Source organism: Roseovarius sp. E0-M6 (assembly GCF_037083845.1).
GTDB lineage: Bacteria > Pseudomonadota > Alphaproteobacteria > Rhodobacterales > Rhodobacteraceae > Roseovarius.
The window spans coordinates 1,110,079-1,136,124 of sequence record NZ_JBAPLA010000001.1 but is presented as its reverse complement, the minus strand read 5'-3'; the positions used below and the strand labels follow the sequence as shown (position 1 = coordinate 1,136,124).

The window sequence follows — 26,046 nt, the reverse complement described above, 5'->3', positions numbered from 1 at the left end:
CGCGGGCCGGATCAGCCGCGCATCCGCGCGCCGTCGGCATCGAAAAGCGGCGTGGTGATCAGTGTGGCGGCCCGCATTTCGCCCAGGATTTCAATCTCGGCGGCGAGCCCTTCTTGCGCCAGCCCGGTCGGAACAAGCGCCAGCGCGATAGATTTGCCGGCGTGGTGCGAATACCCGCCCGAGGTACAGAACCCTTCGACCTTGCCGTTGATCCAGACAGGCTCATACCCGTGCGCATCGGCATCGGTGGCATCCACCTCGAAGGCCACGAGCTTGCGTGCGGACCCGGCGTCGCGCTCGGCCTCGGCTGCGGCACGACCGATGAAGTCCACCGGTTTGTTCCACTGAATGAACCGCTCCATGCCGGTTTCGACCGGTGTGTAATCCGGAGAGAATTCGTTGAGCCACGAGCCGAAAAACTTGTCGAGCCGAAGCGACATCATCGCGCGCATCCCGAAGGGGCGCATGCCGAACTCCTGACCCGCGGCCCAGAGTGTGGCCCATAGCGCGCGTTGCGCCATCGGATCGCAATAGATCTCATAGCCCAGATCGCCGGTAAAGCTGACCCGCTGAATGAGGCAGTCGACAGTGCCGATGCTGGCATGGCGCAGGTCCATGAAGCGCATGTCGGTGACCTGATCGCGTGTCACGGATGCGAGCACATCGCGCGCGCGCGGCCCCGCGATCTGAAATCCATTAAGCCGGTCCGAGATATTCTCGACCGTCACGCCCTCGGCGGGATTGTGGTGGAACCACCGCATATGAACCGCCTGTGCCCCGTAGGAGGCGGTCAGTTGAAAGGCGGTATCGGACAGTGATGAGACGGTGAAATCGCCGATCAGGCGGCCATTATGCGATAGCATCGGCGTCAGGCTGAGCCGACCGGGTTTGGGGATGCGCCCGGCCATGATCCGGTCCAGCCAGGCGCGGGCGCCGGGGCCTGTCACCAGATACTTGCCGAAATTGTGGACCTCGTTGATGCCGACCGCGTCGCGCACCGCCGCGACCTCGCGTGCGGTGGCCTGATGGGCGTTCGAGCGGCGGAAAGACGGTGTTTCATAGCGCGGTTCATCGCCGTGGGCAAAATAGTTGACCACTTCAAGCCCGAATTGATGACCCCAGACCGCGCCCATCTCGTCGAACACGTCATACATCGGCGTCTGACGGAAGGGGCGCGCGGCGGGCAATTCTTCATTCGGGTAGGCCACGGAGAACCGTTTCTGATAGTTCTCGATCACCTTGGGACGGGTATAGCCCGGCGTGATCCAGTCACCATATCTGCCGATATCCATGGCGGTCACCTCGCGCTCGCATTCGCCGGCTGTCATCCACTGTGCCAGCATGAGGCCGACACCTCCGCCCTGAGAGAAACCGGCCATGACACCGCAGGCGGACCAGTAGTTTTGCAGTTCGGGCACCGGCCCGACAAGCGGGTTGCCGTCAGGGGCGAAGGTGAAGGGGCCGTGAATCACCGATTTGACCCCGGCGGTTTCAAGCACCGGGAAGCGGTTATAGGAAAAGGCGATGCTGTCCTCGATCTTGTCGAGGTTGTCGGGCAGAAGCTCATGCCCGAAATCCCACGGCGTGCCGTCGACGGCCCATGGCTCGCAGGGTTGCTCATAAAAGCCGATACAAAGGCCACGTCCCTCTTGCCGCAGATAACTTTCGCCGGCCGGGTCCATCACATGCGGGTGTTCCGCCGTGCGTTCGTAAATCTCGGGGATGTCGTCAGTGACGATATACTGATGCTCCATCGGGTGGAGCGGCAGGTAGACGCCCGCCATCGCGCCCACCTCGCGCGCCCAGAGGCCACCCGCGTTGACCACGTGTTCGGCGTGGATGGTGCCCTTGTTGGTCACCACGTCCCATGTGCCATCGGGGCGCTGATTGGTCTCGAGGACCATGCAATGCGTTTCGATCGTGGCGCCGCCCATGCGGGCCGCTTTGGCACAGGCGTGGGTGGTGCCGGAGGGGTCGAGATGGCCGTCGAGCGGGTCATAGAGCGCCCCGATAATGCCGTCGGTATTGGTGATCGGGGCAATCTCGCGAATTTCCTCGGGCGTCACGATATGCGTGTCGAGGCCCATGTAGCGGTGCTTCGCGCGTTCAGCGAGCAGCATGTCGAAACGGTCGCGATTGTCGGCGAGCGTTACGCCGCCGACGTGATGCAGCCCGCAGGACATGCCGGTGATCTCTTCAAGCTCTTTGTAAAGCCGGATGGTATATCCCTGAAGCGCGGCCATGTTTGTGTCGCCGTTGAGCGTGTGAAAGCCGCCCGCCGCGTGCCAGGTTGAGCCGGAGGTAAGCTCGGAGCGTTCCAGCAGCATGACGTCGGACCAGCCAAGCTTGGTAAGGTGATAAAGCACGCTGCATCCGACAACGCCGCCGCCGATCACGGCCACACGGGTGGTGGTTTTCATAAGGGCCTCTTGTGTTGTGTGTTCGCAGCCTCGGAAGTCACCGGGAACAGATCAATCACGAATGCGACACATCTTGTCGCTAACGGAATTTGAATATGATTTGACGTTTGCGATTGAGGGATTGATCAGGTGGCGCTGCGTAATCGAAGAGACGGGATGTAGCGCGACGGTAAGTTTTGCAGACTTTTACAGAAAGAGTTGCAGCAATCGCGGTTTCAGATGCCGCCTTTTAGGTGCCTCTTTAACACCCCTTTAAAGGCAGCTTGAAGTTCGAGACCAGCAACTCGGCGCGCGCGCCTCGAGCACTGGCTTCCTGGCTGATTGTGTAAGTGGTCGACACCTGGGCGAACCGAAAACCCGTGAAGACTGCTCTCACTTCAGGGACGTCATTGATCGACATAAGGAAGCGGCCCTTGATAGTGGCCAGTTGGGAGGCCATGGATTTGAAGTCATCCTTACAAAAGAGCTCACGACCGTAGTCGTCCTCACAGCCCCAGTAGGGCGGGTCAATATAAAAGAGCGTCTCCTTCCCGTCGTATCGTTTGATGAAGTCAGCGTAATCGAGGCATTCAATCACCACCCCAGCCATCCGCTCGTGCATATCCTCGAGCATCGGCTCGAGCGTTGTTAGGTTGAACCGGCCAGGTCTGTCCTTGGAGACGCCAAAATTGCGGCCCGTGACCTTTCCACCGAAGGCCGTGCGCTGAAGATACAGGAAACGCGCCGCGCGCTCGAGGTCGGTCAACGTGTCAGGCCGGGTCTCGATCAGTCTCTGAAATTCAGCGCGCGTCGTTATCTGAAATCGCAGCATGTCCAGGAACTGGGGATAGTGCCGCTGAAGGATGCGGAATAGGTTGCTGACATCGCGGCCGCGGTCGTTGATCACTTCGGATCGAGGGCGCATGGAGCGGCGCAGGAACACGCCCCCATGCCGACGAAGGGCTCAGCGTAGGCCCGGTGGGGAACTGCGTCGAGGATCGATGTGATACGCTTTGCAAGGTTGCGCTTGCCGCCAAGCCAAGGGGCGACGGGAAGCGACGGCGATACGGGGGTGAGATCGTCTCTTTTCATTGGGGTGAGAATCATGCCTCTATGCCGGTCCCCGATCGGGGTGGGAGCGGCCATAAGGCTTGTCTGGTCGGCGGGGGCTTGTGTGAGAGCTTGGCCCCGTGTCGGGGGGTGCTTTGGTACCCCTCGGCCTCCCTCTAAGGGTCGGCCCAGACGGCATCGAGCGACAGGTCGTTCACCGCGAGGCCGTTTTCCTTCAGAGCTTTGGCGCGGAATATCAGCGTGGCCTTGTGCTGCATTGCCGCCTGACTGAAGGCCAGCATCGTGCCGACGTCCATGGACACGAGCGAGTTATCCTCAGCAATCCACGCGAAGGGCGTGCCGGGCACGGCCCAGTCGGTCTTGTCGATGGGGGTGCCCGTGGAAAGGGCTAGCAGCGCCGACGATGCCGCCCCCGAGATATTGGCGAGGTCTTCTGGTCGGGTCTGGAACCGGTTCCCCTGAAAATCGAAGCCGCCATGGATGCGGCGATCACGTTCGACCATGATGGCCTCGTCCGTGGCCATGACGCCCGCCTGTGTCAACGTCATTGTGTCGAGGTCAACCGTCCACTGGAGTGGATCACCTATCGGACTATCCACCACGATGTGTGGCTGAGGGGTAGGGGCTTCATCCCCCTCAAATTCGAGGGTGGCTGAAATCTCGCCAGTATTTGGGTCATATATTACAGCGTGTGTCATGAGATCATCCAGACATCGGGTAGAAGAGATAGTTTACGGCGGTATTGGCAGGAGACGTGTAAGTCGGCGTCCCCCGGGAAATGAATGTCAGCGCGGTCCATTGGCTCTTCGTGGTCAGCGTTTTCCCTTCACCGGTTGTGATGGAAGCACCGGGATACAGTTCGGTTACCACCCATAGTCCGGTGTCAGGCGTGAGAGATGGGAAAGACCCTCCTGACGAAGACATCGTAAAGGAGCCGGTGACCGAGGGCTCGACTGAGACAGGTGAAGCAAGCTGATCGCCGGTGCCCTCTTGGGTGACGGTGCAAGCGCCTTGCGTACCGGGGAAACCGCCGCCACCGGTTCCGAAATCACCTCCGTCGCCAATCGTTATCTCCAGTGAGGGGGAGGTCAGTCCAGATACGTCGTATTCGGATATTTCAAGATATGCTCCAGAGGGGCCGAAATCCTGACCACTGTCTGCTCCCCCAGCGAGTTGACCATATCCGGCGTTTCCGTAGGGGGTCATTACCGCCGTTAAACCAGTATCATTCCCAGTCGCGGTCCATGTCTGGATCGTGGTGGCTCCGTCCTTTAGCACGACCACGGTATCTTCACCGTCCTCTTGTGGCACACCCCCTGCCTGTTGGATTTGCAGGTTGATCGTCTCGGTTCCGGCATCGAGCGTCAGTGTGTGGGTAGTATCAAGGCCTGTGTATTCGTGGACGGACTTGGTGACCGCCCCGATGCGGAAATCCGCGTTTCTTATCGTGAGACCGGTGTCCTTGGTGATCTTTATGGATTGCTCCATGCCCGCGACATCGCGTCCGACGTAAAAGCCGAAGCCGACGCCACCTGAGTTGTCCGGCGTCCGACCTAGATAAATGCCATCGGCAGTATCGGCTGCTGATGATTTACCCAGCGAGAAGCCTGCATTGATCTCATCTAGGATCAGGCCCTCTTCGATGGAGAGTTGAGGAACCTTGACAGACCCATCAAGGAGGATGTCCTGAGCACGGACGTGGATCGCGCTGCCCGTCCCGTCGATAGCAACAAGGCTAACACCTGCCGACGCACCACCTGCGCTCACCTCGATGCCGTAGCGAGCCGCTGCATAGCCCTCCAAATCGGTAATCGCAGTGGCCTGCTGCGTTACGGTAGCATTGGTGTCATCGAGGTCGGCAGAGAGCGTCGTGATGCTATTCGCGAGCGCGGTGTCCTGTGTGACACGTGCGGTTTCCTCCGCCGCGATATCCGCCTCCGCCGTGCCCATACGGGTCGTGAGACTGCTGATATCGCCTGCCAGCGCGGTGTCCCCATCCACGGCCACCTGTTCGACACGATCGGCTTCGGCTTTGGCTTCGGTGATGTCCTCGATCGACAGATAGTCGATGTAGGTCTTTTGCCCCGGAAGAGCATAGTTTGCGATGAACATCGGTGCCGCAAAAGCGGTCGTTGGTCTAAACTCGTTATGCGTGGAGTTTCCGCCCCCGGTGATGACCCCTTCAAATTCGTGCCACTCTCCATCATTTGGGACGGCAGTGTTGATCGCGGTGCAATATCTATGCGACCCAGGCAAGGCTGTTTCAAGATCCCCATTGCCGTCGAAGGTAGCAACCCCAAGGAAGATACGCGTGACACCGGAGAAGCTGTTATTCTTGACCCGAGCTTTCACGCGGTAAATGCGATCCCGAGACACGGGAATTTTGGTTCCATAAAAACCAGCCCTGGAATCTGTAATCTCTAAAGCCTTACCGCCTTTGAAATCATCTCCACTCGCAAGCGCATAGCCAGTTGTAGCTGTTATCACATCTGTGCCGGAAGCACTTGTGCTCCACCGCGCCCCATCATCACTGAAATCAAAGACACCGTTCACAGCTTTTGCGTCATCCAAGAGGGCCGTGATGTTGGTGGCTGAAGACGCCGCTGCTGTGGCAAAACCGTCGGCATCCGTTGCAGAGCTTGCGGCCTGAGACGCACTGGTCGACGCCTCACCAGCCTTGGTCGTTGCCGTGCTGGCCTGGGTGGTCGCGGTGGCCGCGCTCTGAGACGCCTCGGTCGCTTTGGTGGAGGCGGTCGAAGCGCTGGAAGCGGCGGCGCTTGCGCTATTCCCCGCATTGGTTTCGGAGGTCGCTGCGTTCGAGGCACTTGAAGCCGCGCTGGAAGCCGATCCGGCTGCATTCGTCTCGCTTGCGGCGGCCTGTGTCGCGCTGGTCGAAGCTGCACCAGCCTTGGTCGTTGCCGTATTCGCTTGGGTTGTCGCAGTGGTCGCGCTCTGACTGGCTTCATCCGCTTTGGTGGACGCTAATGAGGCACTGGATGCAGCGGCACCAGCACTGTTATCAGCGTCCGTTGCAGAATCTGCGCTGAGTGTCGCACTTGTTGCGGCCTGATTTTTAAAACCTTCCGCATTGCTCTCCGAGGTTGCTGCATTCGTGGCACTGGTCGAAGCCTCACCAGCTTTGGTCGTTGCCGTATTCGCAGCTGTAGATGCAGAAGATGCTGACTGAGACGCCTCCGTCGCTTTGGTGGACGCGGTTGCCGCGCAGGTCGATATGAGCGGTAAAGCCATTCTCAGAGCGCTGCGGGGCGCTAGCCGGGGGGCGCAGGTAGGAGCCATCAATCGCGCCACCCTGGGCAAAGCCGCGGATCACCTCGCCACCGTTGATGCGTTCGAGCAGGGCGCGGTTCTTCTTGGTGCTCTCGGCGTTCACCATGAATTCACCCGACGATGCGCCGATCAGAACCTTGTCCGATGTGCCGCTACCCGCACCGTAGATCATGCCGCCCGTGGCGAAGAGCCCGCCGAAAAGCGATCCCAGAAGACCACCACCACCTGCACCGTCGCCGCCCTTGCGTTTCGCGCCCTCGATCGTGCGTGCGCCGAACACCCGGCAGCTGCAGCCCCAGCCGTTGGGCGGAAAATGCGTCTGCCAGAACGGGTGATCTGCCGGAAGGATGAGGCCGTCCCAGGCGAGATGATGGAGTCTGGGCTCGAGCGAGCCGCCATGGCGATAGACCCAGAACTTGAACCCGCCCTCGACGAGCTGCGCGTGCCGGCCGGCCATGTAGGAGGTCCGCATGTTGGTGCGGTAGATCACGCGGGTGCGCCACGCTTCGCCCTTTTCGGTGCCTTCGCCGGTCCAGCCGTGCCAGCCGTGTTTCTCGACGATCGCGCGGAAGTCTTTCCGGAACGCCTCGAGCCCCGTGCCCTCGGAGATCGCGCGATCGACGGCGCCTGCGAGATCCGACAGGAGGTCGGCCTTTGTGGCCCCTGCGATCATGAAGGCGCGATCGTGCTGCGACTGCCAGAGGTCGTCCCAGCGGGACGTCGGGACAAGGTTTCCCAGACGCAGGCGAAACGCCGCGACCTGCTCCTTGAAGGGTTGCCGGAACGTGGCCGCGATATCAGCCATCGATGTCCTCGTCGACCACCGCAGCGCGCCCGCCGGCATAAGCGCCCATCATCGCGTCCGCCATGATCCGCGCCAGCCCGTTCGTGTCGAGATCCGGGAAGCCCGAGATCAGCATCTCCCGGAACTCCTCGAGCGATCCTGCGGCTTCGAGCATGGCCTCGATCCGCCCGAGCATCGCCTCCATCTCCGGTGCAGCCTCTTGCGCCAGCCGGTCCACCGCTGGATCAAGAGGCGCTGAGCGGCCCACTGAGGCCCTTTCCGCATGAATGGCGGTGTCGGCCCCTGCGTCGGGCTCGTGGGTATTCAAAGGGTATTTAAATCCGCTCTCACGGGGGGTCTCGACCGGCGAGGCCGGTTGCTGACCCTCCGGGCGAAGGACTTCGTCGCTGTTCTTGGCTTTCGGCAGCCCGAACTTGTCATAGATCGACTGCGTCGACACGCGCAGTCCACGATCGATAAAGGGGGTGATCGCCTCGGCGAAGTGAGCAAGGTCTTCATCCTCGACCCGCTCGATCTTGAGACTGGGATAGGCAGTCTGCGGCCCGAACTCCAGATCGATCCATGGCCGGATCAGATCGCGGTTCAGGATCGCCTGAAGCGCGCTGCAATCGGCCGTCTCGATGACCTCCTGGACCTCGCGGTGCTCCTTGCCCGAGCCAAGACCGCCGACTTCGGCATCTGTGGTCGAGGTCTGCCCGAGAACCAACTTGGATATCTGCTTGTCCAGCCAGTCGGCGCGGCGCTCATAGTGATCCGTGGAGGAGCCGACATTCTTCGCCTCCACGAACTCCAGCATCATGCTCTCGGGGATGATCGCGGCACAATCCCCACCGATATCGGCCACGGCCCGAAAGAGAGTGTCACGGTCCTGCTCGCTGGCGCCCGGGCCATACTTGCCGACGCGGATAGGCTGGCCATAGGTCTGTGTGAATATCGCCCAGTCGCGCTCGGTATACTTTTTGAAGAGATAGCCCCAGAGAGCGATACGGGCGAGACCGGAGCGCAATGCGAGCCCGGATTTGGCCTTCATCCGGGCGAATACGAACTTGAACGCGGGATAAGGCACTTCCTGCCCGTGTTCATCGAGCATTGTGGGCGTGGCCAGATCGTGGCGCACGAACCGGAACCAGCGCGGGTCGCGCCACTCAAGGCGCTCAGGGAACCACTGGCCCATTGAGGTGTCCCAGATGATTTCCGTATGGCTATAGCCTTTGCCGAGCGCATCGAGGATGTCGAAGACCTCATCCCGCAGTTCGTCACGCTTGAGCCAGTCACGCACCATGGTGGCCAGCTTCTGATCGTGCGCGCTTTCGCCGCCCGGCTCGACGGTGATGTCCACCTGGCTGACCGACCGCTTGCGCGTGCCAAGCACGCCCAGATAGTGCGGATCGCGCTCTTCGATGATTTCGGCAAGCTCGAGGTAGCGGAGCGGGTCGCCCATGTCCGCCTGCCGCAGGATCGTGGCCAGCCGGTGCGGATCGAGCCCGTCGGCCGGCGTCCCGGCGAGCGGAGACCGCACGCCCGTCGTTGTCGGTGCGGCGACTTCGCGTTTCAGGTCCGGCCGGCGGACCGGATTGGGCCCGTTCCAGCCACCGGTCGCGGCGCTCTTGGCATTGGTTGATGTCACCCCATGCGGCACGCACCAATCCTTCAGGTTGGTGCCGATCACCCGCAGATAGCCGAGGAACACATCATAAAAGACCGGTCCCGGCTGGATTGTTCTGACCTTTTCTGTCATATGGTATTTCCCTATCGGCTCACGGCAATGACGTACATTTACGTCTTGTCCTATGGTTTGACGTAAATGTACGTCACCGTCAACAGGATTTTGGTGATGGCCACGAAAGATTTCGGACAAAGCCTGAAAGAGTGGCGAGTGTCGCAGGAACTCACGCAGCGCGACCTAAGTGATGCGATGGGCGTAAGTCGCGGATATATTGGGGATATTGAGGCCGGTCGCAGCGAACCGTCGCGCAATTTCCTGATCCGGCTGCAGGAGCGCTTCGGCCTGCGCGCCGATTACATCCTCTATGGCGCGGGCGATCCCGTCGCGCCCGAGACGCCGGCGCCACCGCCCCGGCCCGCCCCGCTCGACCAGTTCAAGCTGATGATCTGCGGCGAAGAGGTCCGCAAGATCTATGCCGCGCTCGGCCTCGACCTGCCCAGCGAGACCCACTTTAAAGAGGTCGTCTGGTTCTACAACGAACTGCTCTCACGCATGACGGATCCCGAGGATGGCGACGAGCTTGAGGCCCTGCTGCCGGATATCCGGCAGCTGCTCAAGACCCGCCTCAGCGGATCAACGGGATCATAAGCCGCCTCCCTGCCTTGCACAGCTATCTCATCGGCGCATACTATAATACAGCTAGTTATCTGAACAAAGAAAGGACCCAGAGTTGAAACATCTCGTCCTACCGCCGCTCCTATTTCTTTTTGGCTGCGCAGAACCTACGCCCGTCGTCTCTGCGTTCAATGGCGATAGTGTTCGCATCCAGCAATCGACTGTAATCACTATCCCGGACCCTGACCGGTCCGATATTGTTGCGAAAGCCAACGAGATTTGTGCAACGAAAGGCAAGACAGCAAAATACGCTTCAACTCGAACCGGGCCCAATGCGGCGTATGCAGACCATCTGTTTCTTTGCCTGTAGCCGCCTCGCTTTTCCTTCGCTGGGCCGATCGAAAGCATGAACGGAACGCTGCTGAATCGCGTCCCACTTCTTTTTTGCGTTGAGCTCGGTCCAATCCGCCTAAGTCATTGTTTACCATTTAGTAATCGCTAACTGGGACGCCGCGCAGTAACTGGGCGCGTCGCGTCCCAGTTCCGAGGGCCGGTTTTCCCGGTTTGAAGGGGATTACTCTGCCGTTCAGCACGCCTTTAAACGCTATTTAAAAGGGGTTTTGGTATCTTCAGTGTGAAACGCTGGTCAGCCCCTGGATTGCTTCCGACAGGGCCACCTACAGCCCGTTTCAGGCCTTACTGCAAAACACCTCGCCTTTGCGCGCTAGGCCCGCCACCAATCCTTCATCACCCTTGTTTATAAGGCCCATTCGGCCTCTTCCAGCATAGCCCCGCCTCTTCCGCGCTCCCTGCAATACTGAGTGTCAACTAACACGGGAGCCTTATCTTCGCCATTCGCTCGCAATATCGGAGCGGATTCTTTTGGTTGACAATTGGGGGCGTTATTGGTTCATGTTTGGCTTGTCTTAACGGGTAAATATGGTCCAAAATTGATCCAATTAGATTTCGCGCTGAGATGTTGGCGCGGTTGGTTGATTTCTTTGAGACTTGCCCAAGGGCGACAGGATGTGTCGTGAACCGGCACTCGGGAAAATGACAAGTGCGCAGGATGCGCCTCAAATGGACCAACCAGGGAAGACCCATGAAAACCCATGCAAAGGCAGTTGTGATCGGGGGCGGCGTTATTGGCTGCTCGATTCTCTATCACCTCACGAAACTGGGCTGGAGCGATGTCATGCTCCTTGAGCGTGACGAGCTGACATCGGGGTCCACGTGGCACGCCGCTGCCAATATCCACGGCCTGCACGACAGCGCCAATATCAGCCGACTGCAGCACTACACCATGAACCTTTACAAGGAACTGGAAAGCGAAACCGGCCAGTCCTGTGGCGTGTTTCAGCCCGGCTCGCTCTATCTTGCGCAGACCGAGGCACGTGAACATCAGCTCAAGCTTCAGGCGGCCAAGGCCAAGCTTTACGGAATGAATTTCAGCGAGATCACCCGTGAACGGGCCGAAGAGCTTCACCCGCTGGTGAATTTCGACGGTATCCGTTGTATCATGTGGGAGCCCGATGGCGGCAACGTCGACCCCTCGGGGGTGACCAACGCCTATGCAATGGGCGCGCGGCAGCGGGGGGCGGAAATCCACCGGTTCACCCCAGTGACCGGAACCGAACAGCAGCCGGACGGCACTTGGATCGTGCGCACGCCCAAGGGTGACATTCATGCCGAATGGGTGGTCAACGCCGCCGGTCTCTGGGGGCGCGAAGTGGCGGCACTTGCCGGGATCGAGGTGCCGCTTCAGCCGACTGAGCATCAGTATTTCGTGACCGAGACCATTTCCGAGATCGATGGCATGGACCGGCGGCTGCCTTCCGTCGCGGACCGGGACGGCGAATATTACCTGCGGCAAGAGGGCAAAGGCCTTTTGATCGGGGCCTATGAACGCGACATGCGATTCTGGGCCGAGCAAGGCACGCCGCTCGATTTCGCGCATGATCTTTTTGCCGACGATCTGGACCGGATCATGGAAAACGTGATGCGCGCCATGGACCGGGTGCCGCTGGCCGCCGAGGCGGGGATCAAGCGGGTGATCAACGGGCCGATGATCTGGTCTCCTGACAGCAACGTGATTTTGGGGCCGGTGCCGGAACTCAAGAACTACTTCATTTGCGGCGGTATCATTCCGGGCTTCAGCCAGTCGGCCGGCATGGGTCTGATGTGTGCGCAATGGATGATCGAAGGCGAGATGAAATACGACATGTTCGCGTGGGACATGGCGCGCTTCGGTCTTTGGGCGAACGACAAGGAGTTCGTGAAAGCCAAGGTCGAGGATGTCTATTCTCACCGCTTCGCGATCCATTATCCGAACGAAGAGCGCGCGGCGGGCCGCCCGTTGCGCACGCGCCCTGTCTATGAGACCCAAAAGGAATTGGGCGCGGTCTTTGGCCTGAATTACGGGTGGGAACATCCGCAATGGTTTGCCGGGACTCCGGGTGCGACCGACACTAACGGTTTCACGCGCCAGAACTGGTGGGAGCCGGTGGGCGAGGAATGCCGCATGCTACGCGAGCGGGCGGGCATCATCGACATTTCAAACTTTGCGAAATACCGGGTCAAGGGCGCGGGCGCGTCAGACTGGCTCAACAGCGTGTTCGCAAACCGGATGCCCAAGGCCGTGGGTCGCTCCTGCCTGACGCCGCTGATATCGGTGCGCGGCGGGATCGCGGGCGATGCCACGGTAACGCGAGTGGCCGAGGATGAATTCTGGGTGGTCAGTTCCGGCATGGCCGAACGGTATCACAAGCGGTTCTTCGACATGGTTCCACTTCCCGAGGGCACCACGTTCGAAAGCATGACCGAGGCGATGTGCGGCTTCAACGTGGCCGGTCCTAAATCGCGTGAACTTCTGCAAAGGCTCACGAACGAAAGCCTTTCGACCGAGGATTTCCCCTTCATGCGGTCCAAGATGATCGACATTTCGGGGGTCTCCTGCCTGGCGCTCAGGGTGAGCTTTACCGGCGATCTGGGCTGGGAGCTTCATTGCCGGACCGAAGATCAGTCCAAGCTCTATGACGCCCTGCTTGAGGCGGGCCGCGAGTTTGGCGCGGGCCCCGTTGGCGCGCGCGCACTGATGTCTATGCGGGTCGAAAAGGGGTATGGCTCGTGGTCGCGCGAATACAGCCCCGAATATTTCCCGCACGAAGTGGGGCTTGAGGCGCTGTGCAAGATGGACAAGGACTTTCTGCACAAGGAAGCGGTGGAAAAGGTTCTCGCCGAACCTACGCGCGAAACTCTTGTGCTGATCCATGTGAACGAGGACGACACCGCCGCTTCGAACGCGGACGACACCGCCGCTTCGAACGCGGACGCCACCGGAGGCGAGCCAATCTTCAGAGATGGCGAGGGGATCGGTCGCGTCACGTCGGGAACCTACGGCTATACGGTGGGGATGAGCCTTGCGCTTGGATATGTCAGGTCCGGCACTGCCGGACCGGGTGACAGCGTCGAGGTGATGATCCTGGGCCAGCCCCACAAGGGTGTGATCCTGCAAGATCCCCCCTTCGATCCCAAGGGCGAGAAGCTGCGCGCCTGAGAGCGTGCTTTGCATGACTGATGCGCGCGCGCCTTGACCGGTGCGCGCGGAGCAATCCCTTACTCCAGCTTGCGGATCTTGAGCCGGGTGATGCGGTTGTCCTTGCGTGACACCACTTCGAAGCGGAAGCCGTGAAAGATGAAGACCTGAGTTTCCTTGGGGATCATCTGGGCCTCGTGGATCACAAGCCCGGCTACGGTGTTGGCCTCGTCATCGGGTAGCGACCAATCGGTCGCGCGATTGAGGTCGCGGATCGTCATGGCACCATCCACCACGAACTGATTTCCCTCGGTGCGGCGGATCATGCCTTCTTCGTCGCTGTCGAATTCGTCCGTGATCTCGCCCACGATTTCCTCAAGGATATCTTCGAGCGTGATAAGCCCCTGAAGGGTGCCGTATTCATCCACGACAAGCGCGAAGTGGCTGCGCATGCGCAGGAATTGGCGCATCTGGTCATCAAGGGTCGTCGTCTCGGGGACGAAATAGGGCTTCTTCGCAACCTTGAAGACATCGAAACCACTCAGCGATTGGCCGGTACCGTTGCCGGCCTGAACCAGCTTGTACATTGCGCGCAGCAGATCCTTGGCGTGGACCACGCCGATGATGTTGTCGGGCTCGTCGCGGAAGACCGGCAGGCGGGTATGGCTCGACTTGAGGCATTGCTCAAGGATGGCCTGAGGTTCATCGGCGGCATTGATCATCTCGATCTGGCTGCGGTGAAGCATGATTTCTTCGACAGCGCGATCCCCGAGATCGAGAGCGCCGAGGATACGGTCGCGATCTTCCTTTTCGACGACGCCTTCGGATTGGCCCAGATACAGTGCACCGGCAATCTCCTCGCGCACGGCAAGGATATGACTGTCGGGATCGGTCTTTACTCCGAAAAGCCGCAATATGCCCCGAACCAGAAGCCTGACCGCCGACACCATGGGCGAGAAGAGTTTGACCACCCATGTGATGATCGGGGCCGCGCGTGACGCCGCGGCCTCGGCATTGGTGATCGCATAGGTCTTGGGCAGCACTTCGGCAAAGATCAGGACAAGCAGGGTCATGACCAGTGTGGCCAGCGCCACACCCGATTCCCCGAATAGCCGGGTGAACAGCGCCGTGGCGAGCGAGGCGGCAAGGATGTTGACCAAGTTGTTGCCCAGAAGAACCGAGCCGATCAGCCGCTCGTTATCATCGGTAATGGCAAGCGCGCGTTCGGCCCCGCCATCTCCCTTTTCGGCGCGCGCCTTGAGTTTGCCGCGTGAGGCGGCAGTCAGGGCGGTTTCGCTACCCGAAAAGAAGCCCGACAGGACCAGCAGCGCCAGAATGGCCCCGCTCGTGACCCAGAAGGCGGTGTCAAAGGACAGATTTGCGACGTCCATGGATGTGGATTTCCCTTTCTTTGGTGGGTTATGGGGTCATGGGCGCGCGCAATCAAGGGGGCGACGATGCAAGTAATGCATCTGGGCACGGTTGAGGGGCATGTGATGCTTTTTGGCGGACCTTATTCCAATCTGCCAGCGCTCGACGCCGCGATGTCCGAAGCCGACCGGCGCGGTATTCCGCCCGCGCGCCGCATCTGTACCGGTGATGTGGTCGCCTATGGCGCGCAACCGGCGGCCTGCGTGGCGCGCTTGCGTGATCTGAGCGTCGCGGTGATTGCCGGTAATTGTGAGCGGCAGCTCGCCTCTGGCGCGACGGATTGCGGCTTTGGATTCGCGGAAGGAAGCACATGCGATCTGCTTTCGGCCGGATGGTTTGCCCATGCGGATGCCGCGATTGACGCCACGGATCGGTGTTGGATGCGGGATTTGCCGGACATGATCGTATTCCGGCAGGGCGGGCGCCGTTTCGCCGTCATCCATGGGGGCGCGACAAATATCGCCCGATTCCGTTGGCCCATGAGTCCGGCCTCGGACTTCGACCACGAGGTTGCCGCGATCACGGCGGCGGCCGGGCCGGTCGATGCCGTGATCGCAGGGCATAGCGGGATAGACTTCATTCGTCGCGTTTCCGATGTGCTCTGGATCAATGCCGGGGTGATTGGCATGCCGCCCAATGATGGCCACCCTGCGACACGTTTTGCCATTCTGGATCAGGGCGAGGCGCGCATCGAGACACTGCATTACGATCATCACCACGCGATGCGCGATGCCTGGTTGACCCAAGGGTATGACCGCGCGCTCGAAACCGGCTATTGGCCATCCGAGGAGGTCTTGCCCCCCGCGCTTCGGCGGTCGGCGTCATCGGCCAGCGGATGATGGCTGAGCACGAGCGACTTGAGACGTTCTTCCAGCACATGGGTATAGATTTCGGTTGTGGCCACGTCCGCGTGTCCCAGAAGCATCTGGATGGCGCGCAAATCGGCACCATTGGCCAGAAGATGCGTGGCGAAAGCATGACGCAATGTATGCGGCGTGACCTTGTCGGGCGACACGCCGGCGGCGACGGCCAGTTCCTTGATCAGAAGATAAAACCGGTGCCGTGTCAGGTGACCGGATTTGCCCCGTGACGGAAAGAGGAAATGCGAGGGCGCGTGTCCCTTGCTTCGGGCGGTTTCTTCGTCCGAATCGCGCCTGGTGAGCCAGTCGGTAAGGGCGTTGCGCGCCGGGGGGGAAAGGGGGACCATGCGTTCCTTGCCACCCTTGCCCCGGATCATGAGCATTTGCGGATCGCCCCGCGCCGCCGCGATGGGAAGCGCCACGAGTTCGCTCACCCGCATTCCCGTGGCATAGAGAAGCTCCATCAGGCAGGTGTTGCGCAGTCGGTCCGCCGGGCTTCGCCCAAGGTCGCGCGCGGCTTGCAGAAGCTGATCAACCTCCTCCTCGCTGAGCGTCTTGGGCAGAGATTTCGCCCGGCCCGGCCCTTTGATTCTAAGCGCGGGATTATCGGCGCGGAGCCGGTCTTCGAAAGCAAAGCGGTAAAGTTGCTTGATGGCCGAAAGGCGGCGCGCGCGGGTCGCGCGCGAGAGGCCGTCCGCGTCACAGGAGACGAGATAGTCCTCGATCAGCTTTTGATCCGCTGTCTCGATATTTTCGTTTTTGGAATCAATCCAGTGAGAGAAGTTTCTCAGGTCGCGTGCATAGGCCAGAAGTGTGTTATGCGCCGCTCCCGCTTCGGCCGCTTGCGCATCAAGGAAAAGCGCGATCCATGGGTGCGCGCTCATTGTCTCGGGCCCAGAATCAAAAGCTGAAGCGCGGCACGGCGCGCCGTGTCCTCAAGCCCGACGGCACGTAGGGTGGACAGCGCGCCGGTGATTTCGTCGTAATCCTCGGGGCCGGCCCGATCGAGGCGGGTCGCCGCATCCAGGATCGCTTCGCCCAGCTTGGCGTCGCGCAGCAATGCCTCGTGGCGCATGGCGGCGCGTGCGGGTTGCCCAAAGGCCTCGGCCACGTGCCGCGCAAGGCGCGAGGGTGCGGTGTCGGCATCCGGCTCGCCCCGGGCCAATGCCCCGAGAAAACGGGCCTCGGCACTGTCGGGCGGGCTCGCGCCCGCGGCCTCGTACTCCTCGGAGAGAAGACGGATGCGCCAGGCCAACGTGGCGGCAGGGCCGGTAAGGTCGTGCTCGGCCAGCGCCCCGGCGAATAGCCGGGCGAAGGGCACTTCGAGCCGGATCCGCCGCATCTGTCGCCACGCGGGACCAAGTGCGCGGCTGAGTGCTGCGTCGTCGCCCGCAGTAATAGCATCGTCCAATGCCTGAATCGCGGCAACCCTGTCCCAAATGCCGCCTGACGCGGCGGGCTTGCGGTGGGTATAAAGCCCCAGAAGCCGGTTTTCGGACAGGGCCCCGGTGCGCACCAGCCGTTCGGCCGCCTCGATCTCGGCTTTCCAACCCGAGGTGTTGCGCAGATCGGCGGTGGCAAACGCGCGCGGCAGGTTGCGCGTGGGCAACGGGGTGCCCGCGGCCTCGTAAAGACGGAACATGAGCGGAGAGGGGTTGGAGGGCGGCGCAAGGCCCACCGCCTCGTCAATCAGTTCGGGTTCGAGAAACTGAGCGAGGAGGAAATCTTGGCGCTTGTCCAGCAGGTTCAGAGCGCGGGCCGTTTCGTAGAGAAGCGCCGCTGTCTGCCAATCGCCGTCGCGGGCATGACAATAGACACGCGCGGCGTAATTATCGAACAGTTCAGGGCGGTTGGATAGTGTTTTGCAGGCTATTCCCTCGTCACCCTTGAGCAGGGAAAGATCAAGCCAAAGAGGAAAGAGCCGAGGTGTCTCGGGGTCGGCACGTTCGAGAAGGGCATAGGCCGGTTCGATCGCGCCAAAGTCAATCAGGGTTTCAACGCGGGTCTTGAGAAATGAGCCGTCATCCCCTGCGGGCGGCTCGGCCTCGGCCAGAAGAAGTGTGTAATACAGCGCCTGAATGGCCGGGTGCGGTTCATCGGTGGCACGCTTCCAGAGCGTCTCAAACCGGGTCTCGTGCCCGGCGGTCCAGAGTGTCGGAGGCAGGCCCGTGACGGCGGGGGGCAGCAGGCCCACCGCGTCGCGGCGCACATCGTCAAGCGGCGCGACGGTGATCTCGGGGAGTGTGATTCCATCGCTCACCGGGGGTTCGTCGGGAGCTATGACACGGGGCGGGGCGACGGGGACGCGTGCCTCTTCACTAAGCCACTCGATCGCCGAAAGCGGCTCTTGGGCCGCGACCGGAAAAGCGAGCCCGGCGACAAGACAGAGGGCGCTAATTCCCTTCAAGTATGATTTCCTGGCGAATCTCTTTGAGTGGCGGGGTGAAGTCAGCACCGAAGAAGGGGCCGATATAGGCATAGGCGATCAGCGCAATGAATGCGATAATAATTAGATAAATCAGCCATTTAATGAGTCGTCCCAATGTGTTTCTGCCCGCCCTGTTCGTGGTTTTGAACACTTTATATATGGCCTTTTTTGCAAGATCACGTCATTGAAGGCAAAAATTCGGAGATTGGCGGGGGAGTGCCGAGCGTGGCGGGGCCGGATGAATGGCATCTCAGGAAAACCGTGGTTCTGGTCGGAATGATGGGAGCCGGTAAAACCGCTGTCGGACGTGCCTTGGCGGTGCGGCTCGGTGTGCCGTTTCTCGATTCAGATTCCGAGATCGAAACGGCCGCCGCGATGTCCATCGCCGAGATATTCGAACGTGATGGCGAGGCGTTCTTTCGGGCCCGCGAAGCGCAGGTGATTGAGCGCCTTCTGGAAACGCAGCGCGGTATTCTGAGCACCGGGGGCGGTGCTTTTTTGTCGGAGCGCAATCGCGAAACCATCTCGCAAAAAGGGGTTGCGGTGTGGCTCAATGCCGATCTGAACCTTTTGTGGAGCAGGGTAAAACATAAGAATACCAGACCCTTGCTGCGCACAAGTAATCCTTATCAGACACTGAAGGAAATTTATGAAGCGCGGGTGCCGTTTTATCAGAAGGCCGAAATCGCGGTGCAATCCCGCCCGGATTACAGCATTGAGGCGATGACGGATCAGGTGATCGAGGCGTTGCTTACCCGGCCGGATGTTTTGGAGAAAGTGCAATGACCGAAACCGTTCATGTCGCTCTTGGCGATCAGGCGTATGATGTTGTCGTGGGCCCCGATCTTTTGACCGATGTGGGCGCACGGATCGCGCCTTTGCTATCCCGGCCAAGGGTTGCGGTTGTCACCGACGAAAATGTCGCGCGTCATCACCTGAATGCGCTGAGGGATGGCCTTGAAAAGGCTGGAATTTCTATGGTTTCCCTTGTGCTCCCTCCGGGTGAGGCGACAAAACGCTGGAGCGAACTTGAGCGGGTCGTTGAATGGCTTCTGTCCGAAAAGATTGAGCGCCGCGACATGGTGATCGCTTTCGGCGGCGGGGTGATCGGGGATCTGGTCGGCTTTGCGGCGGCGATCCTGCGGCGTGGTGTGCGCTTTGTGCAGGTTCCGACAAGCCTTCTGGCGCAGGTGGACAGTTCGGTCGGGGGCAAGACCGGGATCAACTCGACCCATGGCAAAAACCTGATCGGGGCGTTTCATCAACCGAGTCTCGTGCTCGCCGATACGGAGGTTCTGGGCACGCTGCCACCGCGCGATTACCTGGCGGGATATGGCGAAGTGGTGAAATACGGCCTTTTGGGCGACGCCGATTTTTTCCAGTGGTTAGAAACACATGGCCCGAAATCCGCAGCCGGAGACATGACCGCGCGCATCCGTGCTGTGCGGCGCTCGGTCGAGATGAAAGCCGAGATCGTGGTGCGGGATGAGACGGAACAGGGGGACCGGGCGCTGCTTAATCTGGGGCATACGTTTTGTCATGCACTCGAGGCCGCCACGGGCTATTCCGACCGGCTTTTGCATGGCGAGGGTGTGGCCATCGGCTGTGCGCTTGCCTTTGAGCTTTCGGCACGGCTGGACCTGTGTAGCCAAGAAGAGCCAAGCCGGGTTCGCGGCCATCTCCGCGACATGAATATGAAGGTTGATCTTGCTGATATTGAGGGAGAACTTCCTGATGCGGAAGCCCTTCTTGCCCTGATGGGACAGGACAAGAAAGTCGTGGATGGCAAGCTTCGGTTTATCCTTGTGAGAGGGATTGGACAGGCGTTTGTCACCAGCGATGTGCCGCCCGACACGGTGCTTGAGGTGCTGCGCGACGCGCTTGGTGAGAGGCGCGGTTAACGTCCCGAACGGAACGTCGGTACCCACGTCGGTATTCACGTCGGTATCGCGTCGGTGCGACAAAGGGTGATCGACCGCGTCTTTTACTTCGGTCCGACGGCGCGTGAGAGGTTGACCCGCCGGGACAGGGCCTCGGTGCTTTCGACGCGTTCGGAATACCTGTCGGTCAGATAGTCCGACGCACCGCGTGTCAGAAGTGTGAACTTCATCAGCTCTTCCATCACATCCACGATCCGGTTGTAGAAGGGGCCGGGCATCATGCGCCCGTCCGCGTCGAATTTGTCCCATGCCTTTGCGACAGACGACTGGTTCGGAATGGTGATGAGCCGCATCCAGCGCCCGAGGATGCGGAGCTGATTGACGGCATTAAAGCTTTGCGATCCGCCGCAGACCTGCATCACCGCCAGCGTCTTGCCCTGCGTGGGGCGGACGCCGCCGATGGGCGCAAGCGGAATCCAGTCGATCTGGGTTTTCATCAGCCCGGTCATCGCGCCATGACGTTCCGGGCTGGACCAGACCATGCCCTCGGACCACATGACGAGATCGCGCAGTTCGGTGACTTTCGGGTGGTCATCGCGCGCATCATCGACCAGCGGCAGGCCAGAGGGGTCGAAGAGTCGGGCCTCGGCGTCGAGCCGCGTCAGGATGCGCGCGGCCTCCTCGGCGGCAAAGCGCGAGAAGGAGCGGTCGCGCAGAGACCCGTAGAGCAGCAGGATGCGCGGCGGGTGCGCGGGGCGCGTCTGGGGAAAGAGCCTGTCTTCGTCGATGTCGTGCAGATCGGGGGTAGAGATATTGGGCGTGTCAGGCAACGCGCTGGCCTTTCTTGTCGATGAACATGTTGCGCGGACCGGGCCCCGGATGGCGGCGATGGGGCGCTTGAAGGTTATGGCTCAGGCGCCTTGAAAGCGGTTGCGCGTGCGATTGGCGAAGGCGACGAGCGAGAGCATCACCGGCACCTCGACCAGAACCCCAACGACCGTGGCAAGCGCCGCGCCCGAGTTGAGGCCAAAGAGGCTGATGGCGACGGCGACGGCAAGTTCGAAGAAGTTCGATGTGCCGATCATGGCACATGGCGCCGCGATGCGGTGCGGCACCTTGAGCGCGTAGGCCGCGCCGTAAGCCACGGCGAAAATCGCGTAGCTCTGAATCAGAATGGGCACGGCGATGAGCGCAATGACGAACGGACGGGACAGGATCACATCGCCCTGTAGGCCAAATAGGATGGCGACGGTCGCGATGAGGCCGATCATCGACCACGGCTTGATCCGTGCTGTGAAGGCGTCAATCGCTTGGGCCGAGCCAAGCGCGCGACGGGTGAGCAGCCCGGCGATGAGAGGCAGAACCACATAGAGCACCGTTGCTAGAACAAGCGTTTCCCACGGCACGCTGATGTCTGTCACGCCCAGAAGCAAGGCCACGATCGGAGCGAAAGCCACGATCATTATCAGGTCATTCACCGAGACCTGCACCAGCGTATAAGTCGCATCGCCACGGGTAAGTTGTGACCACACGAAGACCATGGCCGTGCAAGGCGCCGCCCCCAGAAGAATCAGTCCGGCAGTGTATTGTGCGGCGTCTTCGGGTGAGATCCATGGCGCGAAGACATACTCGAAGAAGAGAACGGCAAGGAGCGCCATTGTGAAGGGCTTGATGAGCCAATTGACAGTCAGGGTGACAATCAGCCCCTTGGGTTGGCGTGCGACGCCCGCAACGGCACCGAAATCGACACTCACCATCATTGGATAGACCATCGCCCAGATGAGCACCGCCACCACGAGATTGATAGACGCCACTTCGGCGGAGGCCACCGCGTCCACGAGGCCGGGGGCGACTGACCCTACCGCGATACCGATGATCATCGCCGCAGCGATCCAGAGGGTCAGGTAGCGTTCGAACGTGCCAAGGGCGTCGACCTTGGGGGATGTGGTGTCGGGCATTGAATTTCCTTGTCGTGAGTCGGTCAGGCGGTCTCGGGTGAGGTGTCGGTCGCGCCAATCGCGTCGAGGCGGGTTTGCAGCGACATTCCGTCGAGCGTGTCGAGGGGGAGGGCGGCGAAGGCTTCGATCCGGCGCACCAGCATTCGGTAAGTGTCGGCGAAGGCCAGCGCCTGATCGACGTCAGAGCCGGTGACGGCTGCCGGGTCGGGCAGGCCCCAATGCGCGGTGGCGGGTTTGCCGGGCCAGACCGGACAGATTTCGCCTGCCGCGTTGTCACAGACGGTGATGATGAAATCCATCTCGGGGGCGTCGGATTCGGCGAAGACATCCCAGCTTTTGGAGTGAAGGGAGTCTGTGGGATGACCGATCTTCTCAAGTAGCGCGAGCGCGCGGGGGTGGGGGCCGCCGGAGGGGTGCGAGCCGGCGGAATAGCCGCGGAAACGCCCCGAGCCGGTGGCGTTCATGATCGCCTCGGCAAGAATGGAACGGGCGGAATTGCCCGTGCACAGGAAGAGCACATTGCGTGGTCGGTCTGTCATGGTCGCCCCCGGTTAGCAGCAGGTGAGTTCAGAGATAAGCGGTTGGCAAAGCGCGGGATTTCCGCCGCAGCAATCCTCGAGCAGGAACCCCAGAAGGCGGCGGATGCCGTCATGGTCGGCGTGATAGCGGATCGAGCGGCCTTCGCGGGTGCTGTGGATCAGGCCCGCTTGACGCAATGCCGAGAGGTTGGCCGACATGGTATTCTGTTTCGTGTTGCAGGCGTCGGCGATGTCGCCCGCCGCCATACCCGCATCACCCGCCTGCACAAGCTTGCGAAATACGTCCAGCCGGAGGGGCTGTGACAGGGCGGCAAAGGCGGTGGCGGCGGTGTTTATATCCATATATCACGAATGATGGATATATTGCGCCTGCGCAAGCGAAGATTTCGTGACACCGTTCCTGTGTGGCCGTCAGCCGGTAAGCTTGACGAGTGCGTGCCGTTTTTTCCCGGCACTGAGCTTGATCGGCGAGGCGAGGGCGCCCGCGTCGATCATCGTGCCCGCATCCGTCAGCGGTGCGTCATCCATGCGCGCGCCATGTTCAGCGATCAGGCGCTTGGCATCCTTACCGGACTTGGCAAGGCCGGTTTTCACCAGAAGCTGCACCACCGAGATGCCATCGCCAAGTTCGGCCATGTTCAGTTCGACGGTGGGCAAATCCTCGCCCACACCGCCCTTTTCGAACACTTCGCGCGCCGTGTCCTGAGCCTTTCTCGCGGCGTCGGCGCCGTGGAGGAGCGTTGTCACCTCATTGGCCAGCACGATCTTGGCGTCGTTGATCTCGGACCCGGCCAGCTTGCCCAGCCGTTCGCATTCCTCGACCGGCAGTTCGGTATAAAGCTTGAGGAAGCGGCCCGTGTCGGCATCGGTCGTGTTGCGCCAGAATTGCCAGAATTCGTAAGGACTCAGCATTTCGGAATTGAGCCAGATGGCGCCGCCCTGGCTCTTGCCCATTTTGCGCCCGTCCGACGTGGTCAGGAGCGGCGAGGTGAGGCCGAAAACCTCATGGTCGATCACCCGGCGGGTCAGGTCGATGCCGTTGACGATGTTGCCCCATTGGTCCGAGCCGCCCATCTGAAGCCGGCAGCCATAGCGGCGGTTCAGTTCGAGGAAGTCATAGGCCTGAAGGATCATGTAGTTGAATTCGAGAAAGCTGAGCGATTGCTCGCGGTCGAGCCGGGACTTGACTGATTCAAACGACAGCATCCGGTTGACCGAGAAGTGCCGCCCGATATCGCGCAGGAATTCGAGATAGTTGAGCCCGTCGAGCCATTCGGCATTGTCGAGCATGAGCGCGTCGGTTTCGTCCTCGCCATAGGTGAGATAGCTGGCGAAAACGGCTTTCATGCCGGCGATGTTCTCAGAAATCCGCTCAGGTCCGAGCAGGGGTCGTTCGTCGGCGCGGAAGCTTGGGTCGCCCACCTTGGTGGTGCCGCCGCCCATCAGGGTGATCGGCTTGTGACCGGTCTTTTGCAGCCAGCGGAGCATCATGATGTTGAGAAGATGGCCCACGTGGAGCGATTTGGCCGTCGCATCATAGCCGATATAGCTGGGCACGACGCCTTGCTGCATCGCGTCGTCAAGCCCCTGATAATCGGTGCAATCGGCAAGAAAGCCGCGCTCGATCATCACGGACATGAATTCGGATTTGGGGTGATAGGTCATCGCGCTTGTTCCCGGCTGATTTGCGCGGCATGTATAGGGGTGGAACAGGCGAAGGAAAAGGCCATGTTGGGGCCGGGTGTGATCAGGGCCGCCGGTGCGATGTCGGGCACCTCTCTGGACGGGGTGGACGTGGCGGTGATCGAGACCGACGGCGCGCGCATCGCTGGCTTCGGCGAAACCGGCTATCGCGCGTATTCCGACGAGGAAAGCGCGACCCTGCGGGCCGCCCTCGGGCTGTGGCCGGGGGATGCTCTTGAGGCCGCGCTTGAGGTGGTGATGGCCGCGCACGAGGAGGCGCTTTCACCGATCTCGGCCGATCTCTTTGGCTTTCACGGTCAGACCGTCGCCCATGAGCCGGGAGGGCGAGGCACGCATCAGCTGGGCTGCGGGGCCGCGCTGGCCCATACGCTTGGGGGTCCGGTCGTGTGGGATTTCCGCAGCGCGGATATGCGCATGGGCGGTCAGGGCGCCCCACTTGCGCCATTTTATCATTTCGCCTGCGCGCAGTGGATCGGTGCCGATGCGCCGCTTGGGGTTCTTAATCTGGGTGGGGTTGGAAACCTCACATGGATCGATCCGCGCAAATCCGCACCCGAGGAGGAGGGCGCGCTGCTGGCCTTTGACACCGGGCCTGCGAACGCGCCGGTCAATGATCTGATGTTCAATCGGCGCGGCATTCCTTTTGACCGAGACGGCGCGCTGGCGCGTGGGGGCACGGTGGCCGAGGGCGCGCTGGAGCTTTTTCTGGAGGACCCCTATTTTTACCGGATGCCACCTAAGTCGCTCGACCGGAACGCGTTTTCGGACATGATCGACCTTGTGGGAGAGTTGTCGGACGCGGACGCCGCCGCAACCCTGACGGCGATGTGCGCGGCGGGGGTGATGCGGGCGATGGAGCATTGTCCTGTCCCGCCCGAGCGGATGCTGGTGGCCGGGGGCGGGCGGCACAATCCGGTCATGATGGACATGCTGCGCGCCGCCCTTGACTGTTCGGTTGAGCCTGTTGAGGCTGTGGGGCTTGACGGAGACATGCTTGAGGCGCAAGCTTTCGCATTTCTTGCCGTGCGCGTGGCGCGAGGTTTGCCCACATCCTGCCCCGGGACCACAGGGGTGCGTGCCGCCGTGTCTGGCGGCACCCTGAGCAGGCCATAGGGGAGCTGGGCATGAATTATACACTGGACGAGGGAGCGGCGGGGGGTGCGCGGTTCGGATTGATCCTTCTGAGCAATGACGAAACGCTTGAGCACGAGACCCGCGCGGTGATCGCTCGGCGCGACGTCAACATGTTGCATGCGCGGATACCGTCCATTGCCGAAGTCACGCCCGAGACGCTGGTTACAATGGCCGATGAAATGACCGCCACCGCGTCGCTGTTGCCGCCGGACCTTCGGGTGGTGGGGTATGCCTGCACCTCCGGGGCGACGGTGATCGGCCCCGGGGAGGTGTCGCGACTGGTGCAGGTGGCCCATCCTGAAACCCCCGTCACCAACCCGATGTGTGCGGTGATTGCCGCCTTGCGCGCCGTGGGCGCGGCGAAAATCGGCCTTGTCTCGCCTTATGTGCCAAGCGTGACCGGCCCGATGTGCGCGCATCTTGCCGATCATGGCATCGACGTTCTGCATCAAGTCAGTTTCGGTCAGTCGGACGATCAGAAGGTCGCACGGATATCCGAGAACAGCACGCGCGCGGCAATGCTCGAGGCGGGCCGCGCCGAGGGTGTCGAGGCGGTCTTTGCAAGCTGCACCAACCTGCGCACCTTCGGGATCATCGAAGAGGTCGAAGAGACGCTGGGCAAGCCGGTCATCAGCTCGAATCAAGCGTTGATCTGGCACATGCTGCGCTTGGCCGGTCTTGACGCGAAAGGCTGGGGGCCGGGACGGCTTTATCAGGGATAAAGAACTTCGCG

Annotated in this window: 22 protein-coding genes and 1 pseudogene; 8 read left to right on the top strand and 15 right to left on the bottom strand. The window is 61.1% G+C overall.

Features of this window, described 5'->3' with window-relative positions; all coding sequences use genetic code 11:
- Nucleotides 1-11: 11 nt before the first annotated feature.
- From V8359_RS05400 to V8359_RS05385, 4 genes and pseudogenes are all read right to left on the bottom strand, one after another.
- Nucleotides 12-2,420 (bottom strand): GcvT family protein, encoded by a 2,409-nt coding sequence (locus tag V8359_RS05400; protein ID WP_336427700.1) that lies wholly within the window; start codon nucleotides 2,418-2,420, stop codon nucleotides 12-14.
- Between the two features lie 241 nt (nucleotides 2,421-2,661).
- A pseudogene (locus V8359_RS05395) lies at nucleotides 2,662-3,506 on the bottom strand (DNA adenine methylase).
- Nucleotides 3,507-3,625: 119 nt separating this feature from the next.
- Complete coding sequence (locus tag V8359_RS05390; RefSeq protein ID WP_336427699.1) at nucleotides 3,626-4,168, bottom strand: DUF4376 domain-containing protein; 543 nt, start codon at nucleotides 4,166-4,168, stop codon at nucleotides 3,626-3,628.
- 4 nt (nucleotides 4,169-4,172) lie between these two features.
- Nucleotides 4,173-6,041, bottom strand: a complete 1,869-nt coding sequence (locus V8359_RS05385; RefSeq protein WP_336427698.1) for a hypothetical protein — start codon at nucleotides 6,039-6,041, stop codon at nucleotides 4,173-4,175.
- A gap of 172 nt (nucleotides 6,042-6,213) precedes the next feature.
- On the opposite strand from V8359_RS05385, the gene V8359_RS05380 reads away from it, so the two are divergent.
- The gene (locus tag V8359_RS05380; RefSeq protein WP_336427697.1) at nucleotides 6,214-6,426 is read left to right on the top strand and encodes a hypothetical protein; all 213 of its coding nucleotides are present in this window, start codon (nucleotides 6,214-6,216) and stop codon (nucleotides 6,424-6,426) included.
- Nucleotides 6,427-6,600: 174 nt separating this feature from the next.
- Here the strand turns inward: V8359_RS05380 and V8359_RS05375 are convergent, their stop codons facing one another.
- Entirely contained in the window at nucleotides 6,601-7,563 is a 963-nt protein-coding gene (locus V8359_RS05375) for a phage head morphogenesis protein (RefSeq protein WP_336427696.1), read from the bottom strand.
- The gene (locus tag V8359_RS05370) at nucleotides 7,556-9,301 is read right to left on the bottom strand and encodes a DUF935 domain-containing protein (protein WP_336427695.1); all 1,746 of its coding nucleotides are present in this window, start codon (nucleotides 9,299-9,301) and stop codon (nucleotides 7,556-7,558) included. Before V8359_RS05370 ends, V8359_RS05375 begins: the two co-directional genes overlap by 8 nt.
- 66 nt (nucleotides 9,302-9,367) lie before the next feature.
- Between V8359_RS05370 and V8359_RS05365 the strand changes: the two genes are divergently transcribed.
- Together V8359_RS05365 and V8359_RS05360 are read left to right on the top strand one after the other, a co-directional pair.
- Nucleotides 9,368-9,877, top strand: a complete 510-nt coding sequence (locus tag V8359_RS05365) for a helix-turn-helix domain-containing protein (protein WP_336427694.1) — start codon at nucleotides 9,368-9,370, stop codon at nucleotides 9,875-9,877.
- A gap of 1,069 nt (nucleotides 9,878-10,946) precedes the next feature.
- Entirely contained in the window at nucleotides 10,947-13,400 is a 2,454-nt protein-coding gene (locus V8359_RS05360) for a GcvT family protein (protein WP_336427693.1), read from the top strand.
- Between the two features lie 59 nt (nucleotides 13,401-13,459).
- Here the strand turns inward: V8359_RS05360 and V8359_RS05355 are convergent, their stop codons facing one another.
- Complete coding sequence (locus V8359_RS05355) at nucleotides 13,460-14,770, bottom strand: HlyC/CorC family transporter (RefSeq protein ID WP_336427692.1); 1,311 nt, start codon at nucleotides 14,768-14,770, stop codon at nucleotides 13,460-13,462.
- 66 nt (nucleotides 14,771-14,836) lie between these two features.
- On the opposite strand from V8359_RS05355, the gene V8359_RS05350 reads away from it, so the two are divergent.
- Complete coding sequence (locus V8359_RS05350) at nucleotides 14,837-15,649, top strand: metallophosphoesterase family protein (protein ID WP_336427691.1); 813 nt, start codon at nucleotides 14,837-14,839, stop codon at nucleotides 15,647-15,649.
- On the opposite strand, the gene V8359_RS05345 is transcribed toward V8359_RS05350, so the two are convergent.
- From V8359_RS05345 to V8359_RS05335, 3 genes are read right to left on the bottom strand one after another with little or no spacing between them, the layout of a single operon-like run.
- Nucleotides 15,583-16,554, bottom strand: coding sequence for a tyrosine recombinase (locus V8359_RS05345; RefSeq protein ID WP_336427689.1), 972 nt, complete (start codon nucleotides 16,552-16,554; stop codon nucleotides 15,583-15,585). The two genes, V8359_RS05350 and V8359_RS05345, sit on opposite strands and share 67 nt — an antisense overlap.
- Nucleotides 16,551-18,077, bottom strand: coding sequence for a hypothetical protein (locus tag V8359_RS05340; RefSeq protein WP_336427688.1), 1,527 nt, complete (start codon nucleotides 18,075-18,077; stop codon nucleotides 16,551-16,553). Before V8359_RS05340 ends, V8359_RS05345 begins: the two co-directional genes overlap by 4 nt.
- A complete protein-coding gene (locus V8359_RS05335; RefSeq protein WP_336427937.1) occupies nucleotides 18,064-18,249 on the bottom strand; it encodes a hypothetical protein in 186 nt (61 codons plus the stop codon). The genes V8359_RS05340 and V8359_RS05335 overlap by 14 nt, the downstream gene beginning before the upstream one ends.
- Nucleotides 18,250-18,302: 53 nt before the next feature.
- Between V8359_RS05335 and V8359_RS05330 the strand changes: the two genes are divergently transcribed.
- Both V8359_RS05330 and aroB read left to right on the top strand, forming a co-directional pair.
- A complete protein-coding gene (locus tag V8359_RS05330) occupies nucleotides 18,303-18,884 on the top strand; it encodes a shikimate kinase (protein WP_442970329.1) in 582 nt (193 codons plus the stop codon).
- A complete protein-coding gene (gene aroB / locus V8359_RS05325) occupies nucleotides 18,881-19,999 on the top strand; it encodes a 3-dehydroquinate synthase (RefSeq protein ID WP_336427686.1) in 1,119 nt (372 codons plus the stop codon). Before V8359_RS05330 ends, aroB begins: the two co-directional genes overlap by 4 nt.
- An 83-nt stretch (nucleotides 20,000-20,082) precedes the next feature.
- Here aroB and arsH read toward each other — a convergent pair whose 3' ends face one another.
- The 5 genes from arsH to tyrS all read right to left on the bottom strand — a co-directional run bounded on the left by arsH (nucleotide 20,083) and on the right by tyrS (nucleotide 24,140).
- On the bottom strand, nucleotides 20,083-20,808 hold the full coding sequence (gene arsH / locus V8359_RS05320) for an arsenical resistance protein ArsH (RefSeq protein ID WP_336427685.1): 726 nt from the start codon (nucleotides 20,806-20,808) through the stop codon (nucleotides 20,083-20,085).
- A gap of 81 nt (nucleotides 20,809-20,889) precedes the next feature.
- A complete protein-coding gene (arsB, locus tag V8359_RS05315; protein WP_336427684.1) occupies nucleotides 20,890-21,936 on the bottom strand; it encodes an ACR3 family arsenite efflux transporter in 1,047 nt (348 codons plus the stop codon).
- A 23-nt stretch (nucleotides 21,937-21,959) separates the two neighbouring features.
- A complete protein-coding gene (locus V8359_RS05310; protein WP_336427683.1) occupies nucleotides 21,960-22,475 on the bottom strand; it encodes an arsenate reductase ArsC in 516 nt (171 codons plus the stop codon).
- Between the two features lie 12 nt (nucleotides 22,476-22,487).
- A complete protein-coding gene (locus V8359_RS05305; protein ID WP_336427682.1) occupies nucleotides 22,488-22,817 on the bottom strand; it encodes an ArsR/SmtB family transcription factor in 330 nt (109 codons plus the stop codon).
- Nucleotides 22,818-22,886: 69 nt separating this feature from the next.
- The gene (tyrS, locus tag V8359_RS05300) at nucleotides 22,887-24,140 is read right to left on the bottom strand and encodes a tyrosine--tRNA ligase (protein ID WP_336427680.1); all 1,254 of its coding nucleotides are present in this window, start codon (nucleotides 24,138-24,140) and stop codon (nucleotides 22,887-22,889) included.
- Between the two features lie 63 nt (nucleotides 24,141-24,203).
- On the opposite strand from tyrS, the gene V8359_RS05295 reads away from it, so the two are divergent.
- Nucleotides 24,204-25,292, top strand: a complete 1,089-nt coding sequence (locus V8359_RS05295) for an anhydro-N-acetylmuramic acid kinase (RefSeq protein ID WP_336427679.1) — start codon at nucleotides 24,204-24,206, stop codon at nucleotides 25,290-25,292.
- An 11-nt stretch (nucleotides 25,293-25,303) separates the two neighbouring features.
- Complete coding sequence (locus tag V8359_RS05290) at nucleotides 25,304-26,035, top strand: maleate cis-trans isomerase family protein (protein ID WP_336427678.1); 732 nt, start codon at nucleotides 25,304-25,306, stop codon at nucleotides 26,033-26,035.
- Nucleotides 26,036-26,046 lie beyond the last annotated feature (11 nt).